Source organism: Lysobacter sp. KACC 24251 (assembly GCF_057747755.1).
This window is the reverse complement of the sequence record NZ_CM173222.1, coordinates 126,616-141,758: the sequence shown is the minus strand read 5'-3', so window position 1 is coordinate 141,758 and position 15,143 is coordinate 126,616. Positions and strand designations below refer to the sequence as shown.

17 protein-coding genes are annotated in these 15,143 nt (G+C 69.3%); 13 read left to right on the top strand and 4 right to left on the bottom strand.

Annotated elements, in window-relative coordinates:
- Positions 1–45 precede the first annotated feature (45 nt).
- Together aroE and AC3ARF_RS00665 are read left to right on the top strand one after the other, a co-directional pair.
- Complete coding sequence (gene aroE / locus AC3ARF_RS00670) at positions 46–906, top strand: shikimate dehydrogenase (RefSeq protein ID WP_498929357.1); 861 nt, start codon at positions 46–48, stop codon at positions 904–906.
- Between the two features lie 11 nt (positions 907–917).
- Positions 918–1,172, top strand: a complete 255-nt coding sequence (locus AC3ARF_RS00665; RefSeq protein WP_498929356.1) for a YkgJ family cysteine cluster protein — start codon at positions 918–920, stop codon at positions 1,170–1,172.
- A 35-nt stretch (positions 1,173–1,207) separates the two neighbouring features.
- On the opposite strand, the gene AC3ARF_RS00660 is transcribed toward AC3ARF_RS00665, so the two are convergent.
- The gene (locus tag AC3ARF_RS00660; RefSeq protein WP_498929354.1) at positions 1,208–1,768 is read right to left on the bottom strand and encodes a gamma carbonic anhydrase family protein; all 561 of its coding nucleotides are present in this window, start codon (positions 1,766–1,768) and stop codon (positions 1,208–1,210) included.
- Between the two features lie 144 nt (positions 1,769–1,912).
- On the opposite strand from AC3ARF_RS00660, the gene AC3ARF_RS00655 reads away from it, so the two are divergent.
- Entirely contained in the window at positions 1,913–3,349 is a 1,437-nt protein-coding gene (locus AC3ARF_RS00655; protein ID WP_498929352.1) for a coniferyl aldehyde dehydrogenase, read from the top strand.
- A 73-nt stretch (positions 3,350–3,422) separates the two neighbouring features.
- Here the strand turns inward: AC3ARF_RS00655 and ltaE are convergent, their stop codons facing one another.
- Positions 3,423–4,451 (bottom strand): low-specificity L-threonine aldolase, encoded by a 1,029-nt coding sequence (gene ltaE / locus AC3ARF_RS00650; RefSeq protein ID WP_498929348.1) that lies wholly within the window; start codon positions 4,449–4,451, stop codon positions 3,423–3,425.
- A gap of 61 nt (positions 4,452–4,512) precedes the next feature.
- On the opposite strand from ltaE, the gene xth reads away from it, so the two are divergent.
- Positions 4,513–5,283 carry an exodeoxyribonuclease III gene (gene xth / locus AC3ARF_RS00645; RefSeq protein WP_498929346.1) on the top strand — a complete coding sequence of 257 codons (771 nt, stop codon included), beginning with the start codon at positions 4,513–4,515 and terminating at the stop codon, positions 5,281–5,283.
- Between the two features lie 57 nt (positions 5,284–5,340).
- Here the strand turns inward: xth and AC3ARF_RS00640 are convergent, their stop codons facing one another.
- Positions 5,341–5,613: a GlsB/YeaQ/YmgE family stress response membrane protein gene (locus tag AC3ARF_RS00640; RefSeq protein ID WP_498929344.1), complete on the bottom strand. Its 273-nt coding sequence runs from the start codon at positions 5,611–5,613 to the stop codon at positions 5,341–5,343.
- Between the two features lie 219 nt (positions 5,614–5,832).
- Between AC3ARF_RS00640 and AC3ARF_RS00635 the strand changes: the two genes are divergently transcribed.
- The 9 genes from AC3ARF_RS00635 (at position 5,833) to rpmG (ending at position 13,079) form a co-directional block, all read left to right on the top strand.
- On the top strand, positions 5,833–6,429 hold the full coding sequence (locus AC3ARF_RS00635; protein WP_498929342.1) for a 4'-phosphopantetheinyl transferase family protein: 597 nt from the start codon (positions 5,833–5,835) through the stop codon (positions 6,427–6,429).
- Between the two features lie 85 nt (positions 6,430–6,514).
- Positions 6,515–7,177 (top strand): 16S rRNA (guanine(527)-N(7))-methyltransferase RsmG, encoded by a 663-nt coding sequence (rsmG, locus tag AC3ARF_RS00630; RefSeq protein WP_498929340.1) that lies wholly within the window; start codon positions 6,515–6,517, stop codon positions 7,175–7,177.
- A 222-nt stretch (positions 7,178–7,399) separates the two neighbouring features.
- Positions 7,400–8,215: a ParA family protein gene (locus tag AC3ARF_RS00625; protein WP_498929338.1), complete on the top strand. Its 816-nt coding sequence runs from the start codon at positions 7,400–7,402 to the stop codon at positions 8,213–8,215.
- Entirely contained in the window at positions 8,212–9,138 is a 927-nt protein-coding gene (locus AC3ARF_RS00620) for a ParB/RepB/Spo0J family partition protein (RefSeq protein ID WP_498929336.1), read from the top strand. Before AC3ARF_RS00625 ends, AC3ARF_RS00620 begins: the two co-directional genes overlap by 4 nt.
- A 79-nt stretch (positions 9,139–9,217) precedes the next feature.
- Positions 9,218–9,958, top strand: coding sequence for a glycosyltransferase family 2 protein (locus AC3ARF_RS00615; RefSeq protein ID WP_498929335.1), 741 nt, complete (start codon positions 9,218–9,220; stop codon positions 9,956–9,958).
- A gap of 32 nt (positions 9,959–9,990) precedes the next feature.
- On the top strand, positions 9,991–10,317 hold the full coding sequence (locus tag AC3ARF_RS00610) for a lipid-A-disaccharide synthase N-terminal domain-containing protein (protein ID WP_498931922.1): 327 nt from the start codon (positions 9,991–9,993) through the stop codon (positions 10,315–10,317).
- 252 nt (positions 10,318–10,569) lie between these two features.
- Complete coding sequence (locus tag AC3ARF_RS00605; protein ID WP_498929334.1) at positions 10,570–12,363, top strand: DUF885 domain-containing protein; 1,794 nt, start codon at positions 10,570–10,572, stop codon at positions 12,361–12,363.
- A gap of 301 nt (positions 12,364–12,664) precedes the next feature.
- Positions 12,665–12,901, top strand: a complete 237-nt coding sequence (rpmB, locus tag AC3ARF_RS00600) for a 50S ribosomal protein L28 (protein ID WP_036137641.1) — start codon at positions 12,665–12,667, stop codon at positions 12,899–12,901.
- Positions 12,902–12,914: 13 nt separating this feature from the next.
- Entirely contained in the window at positions 12,915–13,079 is a 165-nt protein-coding gene (gene rpmG, locus AC3ARF_RS00595) for a 50S ribosomal protein L33 (RefSeq protein ID WP_036137644.1), read from the top strand.
- Between the two features lie 130 nt (positions 13,080–13,209).
- Here rpmG and AC3ARF_RS00590 read toward each other — a convergent pair whose 3' ends face one another.
- Entirely contained in the window at positions 13,210–15,132 is a 1,923-nt protein-coding gene (locus tag AC3ARF_RS00590; RefSeq protein WP_498929331.1) for a M20/M25/M40 family metallo-hydrolase, read from the bottom strand.
- Between the last annotated feature and the right edge of the window lie 11 nt (positions 15,133–15,143).

Genomic DNA, 15,143 nt, shown 5'->3' with positions numbered 1-15,143 from the left:
TGCGTCTCCTGGGTACTGGCCATGCAGTCTAGCGAGGGATCTGCCATGTCGAATCCGAACGCCGTTGCAAAACGTTTCGCGGTCATCGGCCACCCGGTCGCCCACTCGCTGTCGCCGCGGATCCACGCGGCCTTCGCGCGGCAGACCGGCATCGCCCTCGAATACACCGCGATCGACGCGGCGCCGGAGGCCTTCGACGCGGCCCTGGCCGCCTTTGCCGCCGAGGGCGGTGCGGGCGCCAACGTGACCCTGCCGCACAAGGAGCACGCCGCGGCGATCTGCAACAACCTCAGCGAGCGCGCCCGCCGGGCCGGCGCGGTCAACACGCTGGTCCGCACCACCACCGGCTGGGACGGCGACAACACCGACGGCGCCGGGCTGGTTCGCGACCTGACCGAGCGCCACAGCCGCGACCTGCGCGGCCGCAAGGTGCTGCTGATCGGTGCCGGTGGCGCGGCGCGCGGCGTGGCGCCCACCCTGCTCGATGCCGGCATCGCCAGCCTGTACATCGTCAACCGCACCGCCAGCCGGGTGGATGCGCTGGCCGATGCGCTGGGCGAGCCGGATCGGGTGCACCCGCGCTACCTGGACGACATCGGCGCGCTGGGCAACTTCGACCTGGTCATCAACGCCACCTCGGCGGCACGCGGCGCGGGCTTGCCGCCGCTTCCGGGCACGCTGCTGGCGCCGCGCTGCGACGCCGTCGACCTGAGCTACGGCGAGGCGGCGATCCCGTTTCTCTCGTGGGCACGGGCGGCGGGTGCCCACCTGGTCATCGACGGGCTGGGCATGCTGGTCGAGCAGGCCGCCGAGAGCTTCCAGCGTTGGCACGGCGTGCGCCCGTATACCGACGAGGTCTATGCCGCGCTGCGCGAGCGGGACGACGCGCTGGTCACCGCGGACTGAGCCAACCCCCCATGGATTGCCGCGCGCGCTGCGGCGCGTGCTGCATCGCGCCCTCGATCACCTCACCCATCCCCGGCATGCCGCATGGCAAGCCGGCGGGGATGCCGTGTGTGCAACTGGATGACGAGTACCGCTGCCGCCTGTTCGGCAAGCCGGAGCGGCCGGCGTTCTGCGCCAGCCTGCGGCCGGCGGCGGACCTGTGCGGGCAATCGCGCGAAGAAGCCTTCACCCTGATTGAAATGCTGGAGCGGCAGACGCTGCCGTAGCCAACAGCCCCGTCGCGCTTGCTGACGGCCTGGCCTCAGCGCACGAGCATCTGCGCGCCCTCGCCCATCCCCAGGTACCGGTCCTTCAACCGCACGTAGTGGCCGGCGCTGTAATGCAGCTGCTCCAGCTCCCGGTCCGTCAGCTTGCGTGCGAAGCGCGCCGGGTTGCCCAGCCACAGCTCGCCTTCGCCGACCACCTTGCCTGGCGACACCACCGCGCCCGCGCCGACGAAGCCGAAGCGCTGCACGTGGCAGCCGTCCAGCAGCCGCGCGCCCATGCCGACCAGTGCGAACTCGTCGACGGTGCACGCATGGATGATCGCGCCGTGGCCGATGGTCACGTCGTTGGCGATGAGCGTCGGCAAGCCGCCCGGGCGCGTGTACGGCCCCTCGTGGGTGACGTGGACGATGGTGCCGTCCTGCACGTTGGTGCGCGCGCCAATGCGGATATGGTTGACGTCGCCGCGGACCACGCAGCCGGGCCAGATCGACGCGTCGTCGCCCAATACCACGTCGCCGATGACGGTGGCGGCCGGGTCGACGTAGACGCGCTCGCCGGTGACGGGGAAATGCTCGAGGTAGGGCCGCAGGGTCATCGGGCGATTCTACCCACCGATTCCCCCTTCGAGGGGGAACCCGCGCACGGGGCTCCCGCCCGACAGGGCCCGTTAAGCGGGCGGTCCGCCGTGGACGGCGGCGCCCTCCCCGCGCCGGGCGGGGATGGGACTAAACTCGCCCGTATGGACATTACCGCCGACACCACCCCGCAGGAACTGGCCGCCACGCGCGAACGCCTGCGCGTGGCGTGGCAGGCCCGCAAACCCGACCTCGCGCAGCGCCGCCGCGACCTGCTGCGGCTGCGGGAGGCGTTCCGGGCCGCGGTGCCGGCGATGGACGCGGCGATCAGTGCCGATTTCGGCCACCGCTCCGCCCACGAGAACCTGATCTCCGAGGCGATGGTGACGCTGGCCGAGATCAACCACGCGCTCCGCCACCTGCGCCGCTGGTCGCGCCCGCAGCGTGCCGCGGTCGGCTGGAAGCTGTGGCCGGCCACCGCCGAGCTGCGTTACGAGCCGGTCGGGGTGGTCGGCATCATCGCGCCGTGGAACTACCCGGTGAACCTGGCGCTGGTGCCGCTGGTCTCCGCGATCGCCGCCGGCAACCACGTGTATCTCAAGCCGTCCGAGCACACCCCGCGCACCGGCGCATGGCTGCGGCAGTTGCTGGCCGATGTGTTTCCGCCCGACCGCGTGGCCGTGGCCCTGGGCGGCGTGGAAGTTGGCGCCGCGTTTGCGGCGCTGCCCTTCGACCACCTGCTGTTCACCGGCTCCACCGCGGTGGGCCGCAAGGTGATGGCTGCCGCCGCACCCAACCTGACGCCGGTGACGCTGGAACTGGGCGGCAAGGCGCCGGCGGTGGTCTGCGCCGACTTCCCCATTGGCAGCGCGGCCGCGCGCATTGCCACCGGCAAGTGGTTCAACGCCGGGCAGACCTGCATCGGCGTGGACTACGTGCTGGTCGACGCCGCGCGCCGCGATGCGCTGGTGCACGCGCTGGTGCATGAGCTGCGCGAGCGCTATGGCCACGACTTCGTCCACACCAATGCCTACACCCGGGTGATCAACGAAAGCCAGTTCCGCCGCCTGCACGGTTACCTGGCCGACGCGCGCGAGCGTGGCCACAAGGTGATCGAGCCGTTCGCCGACGCGGCGCGGCGGCACGCGGCGTTGATCGAGGAGCAACACCTGTTCCCGCCGGTGCTGGTCATCGACCCGGCGATGGACGCCGAGGTCATGCGCCACGAGATCTTCGGTCCAATCCTGCCGGTGTTGTCGTACGACAACCTGGACGAGGCGATCGCACGGATCAACGCGCTGGAACGGCCGCTCGCGCTGTACCCGTTCAGCAATGACCGGGGACGCGTCGATCACATCCTGGCCAACACCTTGGCCGGTGGCGTGACGGTCAACGACACCCTGCTGCACTTCGGCGCGCACGGCTTGCCGTTTGGCGGGGTCGGCGCCAGCGGCATCGGTGCAATCCACGGCCGCCACGGCTTCGAAACCTTCAGCAAGGTGCTACCGGTACTGCGCCAGCGTCGCTTCGCCGCCAGTGACTGGATCAAGCCGCCCTACCGCGGGCACGTGGACCGGTTGATCCGCTGGCTGTCGAAGTAGTCGATTCCCGCCCCCATACTTGCGGGGCGGCGCGTACCGTCCGGCGAACTCGCGTCGGGGCCCCGAACGTCGCTCAGCCGGGGAACGTGCGCAGTGCGTCGATCGCGCGCTGCAGAGCGGCGTCATCCACATCGCGATGCAGCACCAGTCGGACGCGCGGGGTGTAGCCCACCGAAACGCGTACCCCGGCCGCCTCCATGTGCGAGCGGAATGCGTCCACGCGCCCGTTGGTCACCTCGAGGAACACCATGTTGGTGTGTTGCGCCGCCACGCGCACGCCCGGCGCATCGTCCAGCGCCGCCGCCAGCCGAGCCGCGCGCGCGTGGTCGTCGGCCAATGCCGCCACGTGATGATCGAGCGCGTGCAGCCCGGCGGCCGCGATGATGCCGGCCTGGCGCATGCCGCCACCGGCGACCTTGCGCCAGCGCCGCGCGATCGCGATCAGCGCCTGCGCGCCCAGGAGCACAGAGCCGACCGGCGCGCCCAATCCCTTCGACAGGCACACCGAGACACTGTCGAAATGCGAGGCGATGGCCTGCGCGGGCACACCCTGCGCCACCGCCGCGTTGAACAACCGCGCGCCGTCCAGGTGCAACGCGAGGCCGCGGCGGTCGCACAGCGCGCGCGCCGCCTGCAGGTAGTCCAGCGGCAGCACGCGCCCGTGCCAGGTGTTCTCCAGGCACACCAGCCGGGTACGGGCGTAATGCGCGTCGTCCAGTGGCTTGATCGCCTGCTCGACCATATCCAGCGGCAGGCTGCCGTCCGCCGCCTGCACCAGCGGCTGCGGCTGGATCGAGCCCAGCACCGCGGCGCCACCGCCCTCGTAACGATAGGTGTGCGCGTCCATGCCGACGATGTACTCGTCGCCGCGCTCGCAGTGGGCCAGCAACGCGAGCAGGTTGGACTGCGTGCCACTGGGCACGAACAGGCCCGCCTCGAAGCCCAGGTCCGCGGCCAGCCGCGACTGCAGCGCGTTGACGGTGGGGTCCTCGCCGTACACGTCGTCGCCCACCTCGGCGCGGGCCATCGCCTCGCGCATCGCCGGCGTGGGGCGGGTCACGGTATCGCTGCGAAGGTCCACGACGGATGCGACGGAGGGCATGGCAGGCTCACGAACACGGCGGAAATTCCATCATGCCATTCCACCCGACTAGACTGTCGCGATGAAGATCGCCAGCTGGAACGTCAATTCGCTCAATGTCCGCCTGCCGCACCTGGAGCAGTGGCTCGCCACCTTCGCTCCGGACATCGTCGGCCTGCAGGAGACCAAGCTGGAGGACAGCCGTTTCCCCGATGCCGCGCTGGTCGGCGCCGGCTACCGCAGCGTGTTCGCCGGGCAGAAGACCTACAACGGTGTGGCCATCCTTTCGCGCGCGCCGGCCGAGGACGTGCAGGTCGGCATCCCCGGTTTCGACGACGAGCAGAAGCGGGTGATTGCCGCAACGGTGGGCGGGGTGCGTATCGTCAACCTGTACGTGGTCAACGGCCAGGACGTGGGCACCGACAAATACGCGTACAAGCTGCGCTGGCTGCAGGCGATGCACGACTGGATCGCGCACGAGCTGCAGCGCCATCCCGAGCTGGTGGTGATGGGCGATTTCAACATCGCCCCGGACGAGCGCGACGTGCACGACCCGGCGGTGTGGAACGACGGCCACATCCTGACGTCCACCGCCGAGCGCGACGGCCTGCGCCGGCTGTGCGCGCTGGGCCTGCACGATGCGTTCCGCCTGCACAGCGACGTCGCCGGGGAGTTCAGCTGGTGGGATTACCGCCAGGCGGCGTTCCGCCGCAACCTGGGGCTGCGCATCGACCTGACCCTGGTGTCGGACGCGCTGCGCGCCCGCTGCGCGGGGGCCGGCATCGACCGCGAGCCGCGCACCTGGGAGCGGCCCAGCGACCATGCGCCGGCGTGGGTGGAATTGGGCCCCTGAAAACGCAGAAGGCCCGGACACAGGTCCGGGCCTTCTGCATTGCAGCGTAAGCGCGATTTAGCGCACGCGGCCGCGGCGGAACAGGTTGACGATGCCGAGCAGGACAATCGCGCCGACCAGGGACAGCAGCAGGCCGGTGATCGAGAAGTTGCCGTCGTTGATGTCGGCGCCGCCCAAGCCGAGCATGCCGCCCAGCCAGCCGCCGAGGAACGCGCCGACGATGCCGACGATGACATTCAGGAAAATGCCCTGCTGGCCGTCGGTCTTCATGACCAGGCTCGCAAGCCAACCGATGATGCCGCCGACGATCAGCCAGATGATGATGCCCATGGTGTCTCTCCTTGTAGTGAGGGTTTGCTGTTCGGGGTGGACTGCACCCCGCGTTGGGGGTGGACGCAGTGTCCCTAGATGAACGTGATGGCGATGTCTGCGAAATCAGGCGTTTGCGTGATGAACGGGTGACGATTCCCGGAAACTTTTACAGTTGCCGCAAGGTGCCGCCGGCGCCCCTCCCATGACCCCACCCGCCGGGTGTTTACACTGCCGTCCGTGAGCTACGCGCCCCCCATTCCCACCTTGCTTCCAGCCCCGCGCATCGCATGGATGCCCCGCGATCGCGCGGTGCCGGCACAGGCCCAGGCGGCGGCGTGGCTGGCCGAATCGCTGGCCACGGAAACTTCACGCGTGGCCTTCGCGCGGGACGCGTTTGGCCGGCCGCAGCTGCAACCGCCGCTGCACGCGCACGACTGCAACTGGAGCCACAGCGGCGAGGGCCTGCTGGTGGCCGTGGGCGAGGGCGTGGATCTCGGCGTGGACCTCGAATGGCGGCGCCCGCGGCCGCGCGCGCTCGCGCTGGCCGAGCGCTTCTTCGCCTTGCCGGAAGTGCAGTGGCTGCAGGCGAGTCCCGACGACACCCGCGAGGCACGGTTCCTGCGCCTGTGGTGCGCCAAGGAAGCGGTGTTGAAGGCACACGGCCAAGGGCTGTCCTTCGGCCTGCACCGGCTGGTGTTCGGCGAGGACGATGGCGCGCTGGTGCTGCACGACTGCGACGCCGCGCTGGGCGCCGCCTCGGCGTGGACCGTGCAGGAGCTCGTCCCGGCACCGGGCTACCTCGGCGCGCTGGCGTGGCGCCGTCGCCTCGGCTGAGCTGCTGCTCCCGAGCGCGGCACGGGTACGGCCTGCAGCGTCGCGGTTCCCACCCCGCGCGTGCAGCGGTCATACTTCGCCCCGCATGAACACGCCCGACCTGCCCGCCGACCTGCGCCCCCTGCTCGAATCCGGCCTCGTCCGCCTCGGCCTGGAGCCGGCGCTGGCGACCCCGCTGCTGGCCTACCTGGCGCTGCTGGTGCGCTGGAACAAGACCTACAACCTCACCGCCGTGCGTGATCCGCACGAGATGGTGACCAAGCACCTGCTCGACTCGCTGGCCATGCACCCGTACGTCGAGGCCATCGCCGCGCGGGGCGGCGCCTTGGCCGACCTCGGGACCGGCGCCGGCCTGCCCGGCATCCCGCTGGCCATCGTCAGGCCCGGCCTGCGCGTCACCCTGGTGGAGAGCAACGGCAAGAAGGCGCGCTTCATGCGCGAAGCGGTTCGCCAGTTGGGGCTGAAGGACGTCCGGGTGGCCGAATCACGGATCGAGGCCCTGGCCGAGTCCGGCACCTACGACGCCATCACCGCCCGTGCGCTGGCCACCTTGCCGCTGATCCTCGAGTTGGGCGGCCACCTGCTCAAGCCGGAGGGTGAGCTGTTGGCGATGAAGGGCGTGCACCCGATCGACGAGATCGCCGGATTGCCTGCCGGCTGGGAAGTGCGCGCCTCGCATCCGCTGACCGTGCCGGGGCTGGACGCCGAGCGGCACCTGGTAGTGGTGGGGCGCGCGGCGGCGGGCTGAGCAGGGCCCACTCCGGGCCGCGGAGTCCCCGAGGCAACATCGGGCGCCGCAGTCGGACTCACGCGTTTCCTCCCCGATCGCGCCCCTGTCGCGACCCCTGGCTCAAGCCCTGCCGCGACGGCGCTCACGGTTTGACTGGCTCGGCAGCGCCCAACGGCAGCGTGCATAATCATCTGTCCGGCCCCGTGCCGGACCCATCCGCCACTGACCAGGACGAGCCGCATGGCCCGCATCATCGCCGTCGCCAACCAGAAAGGCGGGGTCGGCAAGACCACCACCGCCGTGAACCTGGCCGCCGCCCTGGCCAAGACGCCCAAGCGCGTACTGCTCGTGGACCTGGACGCCCAGGGCAACGCGACCATGGGCAGCGGCATCGACAAGCGCGAGATCGAGACCTCGATCTGCGACGTGCTGCTGGGCGAGGCGGACACGGCCAGCATCCTCAAGCGCACCGCCGAGGACTTCGACCTGCTGCCGTCCAACATCGAGCTGACTGCCGCCGAGATCAGCCTGATGAACCAGAACGACCGCGAGCAGCGCCTCAAGGCCGCGCTCACGCCGCTGCGCCCGCACTACGACTACATCCTGATCGACTGCCCGCCGGCGCTGTCGCTGCTCACCCTCAACGCGCTGACCGCCGCCGACTCGGTGATCGTGCCGATGCAGTGCGAGTACTACGCGCTGGAAGGCATCAGCGCCCTGCTCGACACCATCAACGCGCTCAAGGCCCGACTGAACCCGGGGCTGGAGATCGAAGGCGTGCTGCGCACCATGTTCGACGTGCGCAACAACCTGGCCAACGCGGTGTCGGCGGAGCTGACCAACCACTTCGGCGACCGCGTGTTCCGCACCATCGTGCCGCGCAACGTGCGCCTGGCCGAGGCGCCCAGCCACGGCCAGAGCATCGTCGGCTACGACCGCGCCAGCCGCGGCGGCATCGCCTACCTGGGCCTGGCCGGCGAAGTACTGCGGCGCCAGCGCGAGCGCGAACAGGCCGCCAAAGCCGGGCAGGACGCCACCAGGGAGGTGGCCGCATGAGCAACGCCAAGGGGGGCGCCGGCGCCAAGAAGCGCGGATTGGGTCGCGGACTGGAGGCCCTGCTGGGGCCGACAGCGGCGGCGCAGGCACCGGCGCTGGAGGCCACCCCGGGCGACGTGCTGCGCACGCTGCCGGTGGACGCCCTGCAGGCCGGCAAGTACCAGCCGCGCAAGGTCTGGGACGAGGACAAGCTGGCCGAGCTGGCCGAGTCGATCAAGGCGCAGGGCGTGATCCAGCCCATCGTCGTGCGCGACCTGGGCGGCAAGACCTACGAGATCATCGCCGGTGAACGCCGCTGGCGCGCCAGCAAGCTGGCCGGCCTGGCCGAGATTCCGGTGGTGATCCGCGAGGTCGACGACCGCACCGTGGTCGCCATGGCGCTGATCGAGAACATCCAGCGCGAGGACCTCAACCCGCTGGAAGAGGCCAACGCGCTGCAGCGGCTGATCGACGAGTTCGACCTGACCCACGCCCAGGCCGCCGAGGCCGTGGGCCGCTCGCGCGTGGCGGTGTCCAACCTGCTGCGCCTGCTGGAGCTGCCGCCGGAAATCCGCGTGCTGGTGGAAACCCAGGCGCTGGACATGGGCCACGCCCGGGCCCTGCTGGCCCTGACCCCGCAAGCGGCCATTGCCCTGGCCCGGCAGGCGGCCGAGCTTGGCTGGTCGGTGCGCGAGGTCGAACACCGCGTGCAGCAGCTCACCGCCGGCCTGATCCACACCAGCAGCACCGCCAAGGCCAAACCCGCGAAGGCCAAGCCGCAGGCCGACATCGTGTCGCTGGAACGCGAGCTGTCCGAATCGCTCAATGCCCGCGTCAACGTGCTGCACGGACGCGGCGGCAAGGGCCGGCTGGTGATCCACTACACCGACCTGGACTCGCTGGAAGGCGTGCTGGAAAGGCTGCGCGGCCGCGTCGAGGCCTGACCCTGCGCTCATCGTCGGGCATTTTCGCCGACAATAGGGCGATACGGACCGCCCCGTGCGGCCCCAACCCCCGAGACCGATGACGACCAGCCCCCAACTCTCCGTCGTGGTGCCCGTGTTCAACGAGCGCGACAACGTCGCCCCGCTGATCCATGAGATCACCGCCGCGCTGCGCGGACGCGCCCCGGCCGACGGCGGCGACTTCGAGATCGTCTACGTCGACGACCATTCGAAGGACGACACGCTGGCCGTGCTGCAGCAGCTCAAGGCCGAGGTGCCGGAACTGCGCGTGGTGCACCACGTCACCCAGAGCGGGCAGAGCACCGCGATCCGCAACGGCGTGAAGGCCGCGCGCGGTGCGTGGATCGCCACCCTTGACGGCGACGGCCAGAACGATCCGGCCGACATCCCAAAACTGATCGCCGAGCGCGCCAAGGCTGCGCCGGAGGTCAAGCTGTTCGCCGGCTGGCGCGTCAACCGCCAGGACAGCGGCAGCAAGCGCTGGGCGTCGAAGTGGGCCAACGCGATCCGCAGCCGGATGCTGCGCGACGACACCCCCGACACCGGCTGCGGCATCAAGTTGTTCGAGCGCGAGGCGTTCCTCGACCTGCCGCACTTCAACCACATGCACCGCTACCTGCCGGCGCTGATGCAGCGCGCGGGCTGGAAGACGGTGAGCGTGCCGGTGCACCACCGCCACCGCACCGCCGGCGTGTCCAAGTACAACAACCTCAACCGCGCGCTGGTGGGCATCAGCGACCTGCGCGGCGTGGCGTGGCTGATCAAGCGCGGCAAGGTCACGCGCGTGGAAGAGGTCTGAGCATGCCCGTCGACCTGGTGCCGGTGGACTTCATGAACACGCCGATCGCGTGGCTGGAGTGGACCGGGCTGCACATGTCGCCGTGGAAGGTGATCGGCCTGACCGGCGCGCTGATGTTCGGCGGGCGCTGGGTGGTGCAGTTCCTCGCCTCACGCCGGCATGGCAAGCCGGTGATCCCGCGCTTGTTCTGGTACATGAGCCTGCTGGGCAGCGTGATGACGCTGAGCTACTTCGTGTTTTCGCAGAAGCAGGACTCGGTGGGGATCATCCAGAACCTGTTCCCCGCGTTTACCGCGGCGTACAGCTTGTACCTCGACATCCGGCATCGCGGGTGGAAGCGCGATCGCGCTTCGCATTGATGCTTCTTTGAGCGTTGCTTGGCTGGCTCCGGAGGGGGCCGGCGAGCCCGATGGGCATTGCTGCTCGGCTCCGTCGGCACATCCTGTGCCGAGTCGCCGCCGCGCGCCATCCATGGCGCGCTTTCCGCAATACCCATCGGACTCACCGTCCTCTAGCGCGTGTTGGCAGTGAAACCCCACGAAAGGGCAAAATGCACGGGGCTCAGCAGAGTGCGAAGATCGGCACTCACCACTTGCCGGACGCCGTACGCCGTGAAGCCCCTGCTGCCCACCCTCCTCGCGCTGCATCTCGCCCTCGCGCCCATCGCCCTGGCCCATGCGGCCACCGTGCCGACGGCGGACGCGCACTTCGAGGCGATCTACGCCAAGGAATGGACGTGGCGGCAACGCGAGACCGGTGGCGCCGACGAGGACAGCGACACCTCCGGTGGCAACCCCCGCCTGCCCACGGTGGACGCCGCCAGCCAGCACGCGCGGCTGAGGGTGTGGGAAGGCGTGCTGCGCCAGCTTGATGCCATTGATGCCAGCAAGCTCTCCGCGGAGAACCGCATCAACCTCGCCGTGTACCGCGCGCAGGTCGAGAACCTTGCGGCCGAGGTGCGACTGGGCGGCTACGAAATGCCGTTCAACTCCGACTCCTCGTTCTGGTCCAACCTTGGCTTCATGGCCCGGACCACCTTCAAGAACACGAAGGATGCGGAGGCCTACATCGCGCGGCTCAACGACGTGCCGCGCCACTTCGAACAGCAGATGGGCAACATGCGCGCCGGCCTGGCGCGCGGCTTCAGCGTGCCGCGCGCTGTGCTGGACGGCCGCGATGTGTCCATCGCCGCCATCGCCCAGCTCAAGGACCCGGAGCAGGCCACGCTGTATGCGCCGTTCCGCAAGCTGCCCAATGGCATCGCCGCCACCGACCAGGCGCGCCTGCGCGAGGCTGCCCGTGCCGCGATCAAGGACCGTGTGATCCCCGCCTACGGCACGCTGCTGGCCTTCTTCCGCAACGAATACGTGCCGAAGGCGCGGACTACGCTGGGCGCGTCGCAGATGCCCGGCGGCGCGGACTTCTACCGCCAGCAGATCCGCGAATACACCACGCTCGACCTGGCGCCCGACGAGATCCACGCCATCGGCCTGCAGGAGGTGGCGCGCATCCAGGCGCAGATGAACGCGATCATCCAGCAGGTCGGCTTCAAGGCGCCCGCGGGCCAGGCCACCTTCCCGGCGTTCCTGCACTTTTTGCGCACCGACCCGCAGTTCTACGTGACCACGCCGCAGGCGCTGCTGGAGCGCGCGGCGTGGATCGCCAAGCGCGTGGACGGTGAGGTCGGCAAGGTCATCGGCACGCTGCCGCGCGGCCGATTCACCATCATCCCGGTGCCGGACGACATCGCCCCGTTCTGGACCGCCGGCCGCGGTGGCAACGGCACTTACTGGGTGAACACCTACAACCTGCCCTCGCGCCCGCTGTACAACCTGCCGGCGCTGACCCTGCACGAGGCCTCGCCGGGCCACGCGCTGCAGGGCGCCCTGGCCGAGGAGCAGACCGGCCAGCCGGACTTCCGCCGCAAGTCCTACATCTCCGCCTATGGGGAGGGCTGGGCGCTGTACACCGAGAAGCTGGGGCAGGAGATGGGCATCTACCAGACCCCGTACGAAGAGTTCGGCCGGCTGACCTACGAGATGTGGCGCGCATGCCGGCTGGTGATCGACACCGGCATCCACGCCAAGGGTTGGACCCGCGAGCAGGCGCTGGCCTACCTGCGCGACCGCACCGCGCTGAGCGAGCACGAGGTCACCACCGAGGTCGACCGCTACATTTCCTGGCCCGGCCAGGCGTTGAGCTACAAGCTGGGCGAGATCGCGATCGTGAAGCTGCGCGCCGAGGCCGAGCGCGAGCTGGGCGCCCGATTCGACGTGAAGGCCTTCCACGACGCCATCCTGCGCCAGGGCTCCCTGCCGCTGCCGGTGCTGGAGAGCGAGGTTCGTCGCTGGATCGCCGAGGCGAAGGCGGCGCCGGAGAGCGGTGCGTCGAAGGCCAAGGGCTGAACCACCCCACCGCTGGATAAGGCCCGGAGCCACCCGGGGGTGCTCTGCCATCCAGCCCCCAAAGTTGCCCACAGGCAGGGGTTCTGGAATAATGTGCGGCTCACTGTGTCCAGCCTGCCCGTAGGGCATGCATGGCGGCTCCCCGGAAGCGCGATTCCGGACCGTCCGGTTCCAGTGGCCGCTCCGCCCGCACGGGGAGCAAACACCCACCCGTATCGCGCGCCGTCCGCGGATCTCCGCAGCCGGCAGGGCCGCCCGCCTCCCTGGCCAAGGGAAGCCCCAATTACCTTTCGAGGTGCGTATGTCCCGAGTTTGCCAAGTAACCGGCAAGCGCACTGTGACCGGCAACAACGTGTCACATGCGATGAACAAGACCCGCCGCCGTTTCCTCCCGAACCTGCATGAGCGCCGGTTCTGGGTTGCCAGCGAAAACCGCTGGGTGAAGCTGCGTGTTTCCACTGCTGCCCTGCGCACCATCGACAAGAACGGCATCGACTCCGTTCTGGCCGAGCTCCGCGCCCGCGGCGAAAAGATCTGAGGAGGACTGAACCATGGCTTCCAAGCGTGACAAGATCCGCCTGATCTCGTCGGCCGGCACCGGCCACTTCTACACCACCGACAAGAACAAGAAGAACACCCCCGGCAAGATGGAGATCAAGAAGTACGATCCCGTCGTGCGCAAGCACGTGCCGTACAAGGAAGGCAAGATCAAGTAAGCCCACCGGCTTGCGCGATCGACCCCTCCGGGTTGGTGGAATGCTGCAAACAGAAGCCCGCCTTTCGGCGGGCTTCTGCGTTTCCGGCGGCGTGGCCCGGAGCTGCGTCGTGGCGCCGGGGCCGCGAGCCTCAGGGCGTCAGCGACCAGCTGTCGATGTAGCCGGTGTCGCCGCTGGCGTTGTCGTTCACCCGCAACTTCCACGTGCCGTTCAGCACTTCGCTCGACAGGTTGAGGGTGAAGGTACCGATCACGTTGTCGGTGCTGCTGCCGGTGCGGTTGTGCAGGTTGTAGAGCGTGCCATCCGGCGCCACCAGGTCCACCTTCAGGTCGCCCTTGTAGGTGTGCTTGATGTCCACCGCCACCTTGGCCGTCGACGAGGCATTGCCCGAACGGCCCGAGACGGTGACCGGACTGTCGACCGTGGCGTTGTCGCTGATCGGGTAGTCCGTGGTGTTGCTGTAGACCAGCGCGCCGGTGTCGAAGCTGCCGGTGAGGGTCAGGCCGGAGTAGGCGCTGTAACCACGCAACATCACGTAGTAGGTGCCGGCCTGCGCCGTGGTGATCGCACACGTCTCGTTGTTGGCGCTGTTCTCGGACTTGCACGCAAAGCTGCTGGTGGTGGGCCGGGTACCGAACTGTGCATACAGGTCGGCGTCGCCGCTGCCGCCACTGCTGGTGAACCGGAGGTTGCTGGCACCGGCGGGCACCGACATCGTCCAGTACTGGCTGCTGCCGGCCGCCCCGCTGATGTTAGTCAACGGCATCTTGTTGATCAGCACGGGCGCGGTGCCCCCGCCATCGCCGGCGGTCTTGCCCAGCTCGCCGACGAAGGCCAGCCCGAACTTCGCCAGGTTGACGCTGACCGCGGCGGTGTTGCCCATGTTGGCCAGCGTGTCGCCGGTGGTGTGCAGGCTGCCGAAGAACTCCGGCTCGGCCATCATCGCCGCGGGGAAACCGGCGTTGGTCCACGAGGCGTGGTCGGAGCACGCATAGCCGCAGGTCTCGGTGCCGCGGCTCAGTCCGAGCGGTGCCAGGTAGGTGTCGAACAACTGGGCGAAGAACGTCTTGAGCTCGGCGCTGGCGTAGTCGCTGACGATACGCATGTCGACATTGGACGCGCCGGCATAGTTGGTCATGTCGAGCTGCAGCACGCCGACCACGTTCTGGCCGCTGCTCCTGAACGCCTGCGCGATGGCGTTGGAACCGCGCAGGCCCACTTCCTCGGCCGCGTAGCCCATGAACTTGACGGTGCGCTTGGGCTTCCAGCCGCTGGCCAATGCCACGCGCACCACCTCGGTGATGGTGGCGATGCCCGAGGCGTCGTCGTCCGCGCCCGGTGCCAGCATGCTCTCGCCGCTGCCGCTGTTGGAGATCGAGTCCAGGTGGCCGCCGACCACCACGATCTCGCCAGGCAGCTCGCTGCCCTGCACGGTCAGGATCACCGACGGCTGGGTCGCGCAATTGCCGCAGGCGGTGAACAGCTCGGCGCTGACATCACTGCGACCGGCCGCCAGCGCCAGCCAGCGATCGCGAATCCATTCGGCCGCCGACTTCCCGGTGGTGGTGGTGTAGTACCGGTTGCGGTAGTTGCCCGACAGGTGGCTGATCGTGCCGCGGATGTTCGCTTCCTGCACCTGCGGCAGCCACGCGCCCACCGTGGCCTGGTTGTCGACGGTGTAGCTGACCGCCGCGGCGACGGCATCGGCGGAAGCGCCGTTGCGGATGAAGGCCTCGGCCTCGGCTTGGGTGTCGAAGGCGAAGTAGCCACCGCAGTGGTGTTCCTCGCGATGGATGCGCTGGCTGATGTCGAGCAGTTGGTGCGATTTCAGCTCGGCCAGCACCAGCGCCTCGCCCGAGCGGCCGCGGCGCGCGACGGCATTGCGGGCGGCGTGCGCCATGTGGTCGGTGTAGGTATCGCGGGCGGCGACCACGAAGACCGGCTTGAACGGGTCCTCCGTAGGCGTTGTCGATTGTGCATTGGCGGAGAACGCGAACGCGCACAACAGCGTGGATGACAGCAGGGGGACGAGTAGGACGGCTTTCCTTGTCATGACAGGTTCCT

Bases quoted from the DNA above. Each gene is read 5' to 3' on its own strand.
- aroE (WP_498929357.1), top strand. From the start codon at position 46: ATGTCGAATCCGAACGCCGTTGCAAAACGTTTCGCGGTCATCGGCCAC.
- AC3ARF_RS00665 (WP_498929356.1), top strand. From the start codon at position 918: ATGGATTGCCGCGCGCGCTGCGGCGCGTGCTGCATCGCGCCCTCGATC.
- AC3ARF_RS00660 (WP_498929354.1), bottom strand. From the start codon at position 1,768: ATGACCCTGCGGCCCTACCTCGAGCATTTCCCCGTCACCGGCGAGCGC.
- AC3ARF_RS00655 (WP_498929352.1), top strand. From the start codon at position 1,913: ATGGACATTACCGCCGACACCACCCCGCAGGAACTGGCCGCCACGCGC.
- ltaE (WP_498929348.1), bottom strand. From the start codon at position 4,451: ATGCCCTCCGTCGCATCCGTCGTGGACCTTCGCAGCGATACCGTGACC.
- xth (WP_498929346.1), top strand. From the start codon at position 4,513: ATGAAGATCGCCAGCTGGAACGTCAATTCGCTCAATGTCCGCCTGCCG.
- AC3ARF_RS00640 (WP_498929344.1), bottom strand. From the start codon at position 5,613: ATGGGCATCATCATCTGGCTGATCGTCGGCGGCATCATCGGTTGGCTT.
- rsmG (WP_498929340.1), top strand. From the start codon at position 6,515: ATGAACACGCCCGACCTGCCCGCCGACCTGCGCCCCCTGCTCGAATCC.
- AC3ARF_RS00625 (WP_498929338.1), top strand. From the start codon at position 7,400: ATGGCCCGCATCATCGCCGTCGCCAACCAGAAAGGCGGGGTCGGCAAG.
- AC3ARF_RS00620 (WP_498929336.1), top strand. From the start codon at position 8,212: ATGAGCAACGCCAAGGGGGGCGCCGGCGCCAAGAAGCGCGGATTGGGT.
- AC3ARF_RS00615 (WP_498929335.1), top strand. From the start codon at position 9,218: ATGACGACCAGCCCCCAACTCTCCGTCGTGGTGCCCGTGTTCAACGAG.
- AC3ARF_RS00610 (WP_498931922.1), top strand. From the start codon at position 9,991: ATGAACACGCCGATCGCGTGGCTGGAGTGGACCGGGCTGCACATGTCG.
- rpmB (WP_036137641.1), top strand. From the start codon at position 12,665: ATGTCCCGAGTTTGCCAAGTAACCGGCAAGCGCACTGTGACCGGCAAC.
- rpmG (WP_036137644.1), top strand. From the start codon at position 12,915: ATGGCTTCCAAGCGTGACAAGATCCGCCTGATCTCGTCGGCCGGCACC.
- AC3ARF_RS00590 (WP_498929331.1), bottom strand. From the start codon at position 15,132: ATGACAAGGAAAGCCGTCCTACTCGTCCCCCTGCTGTCATCCACGCTG.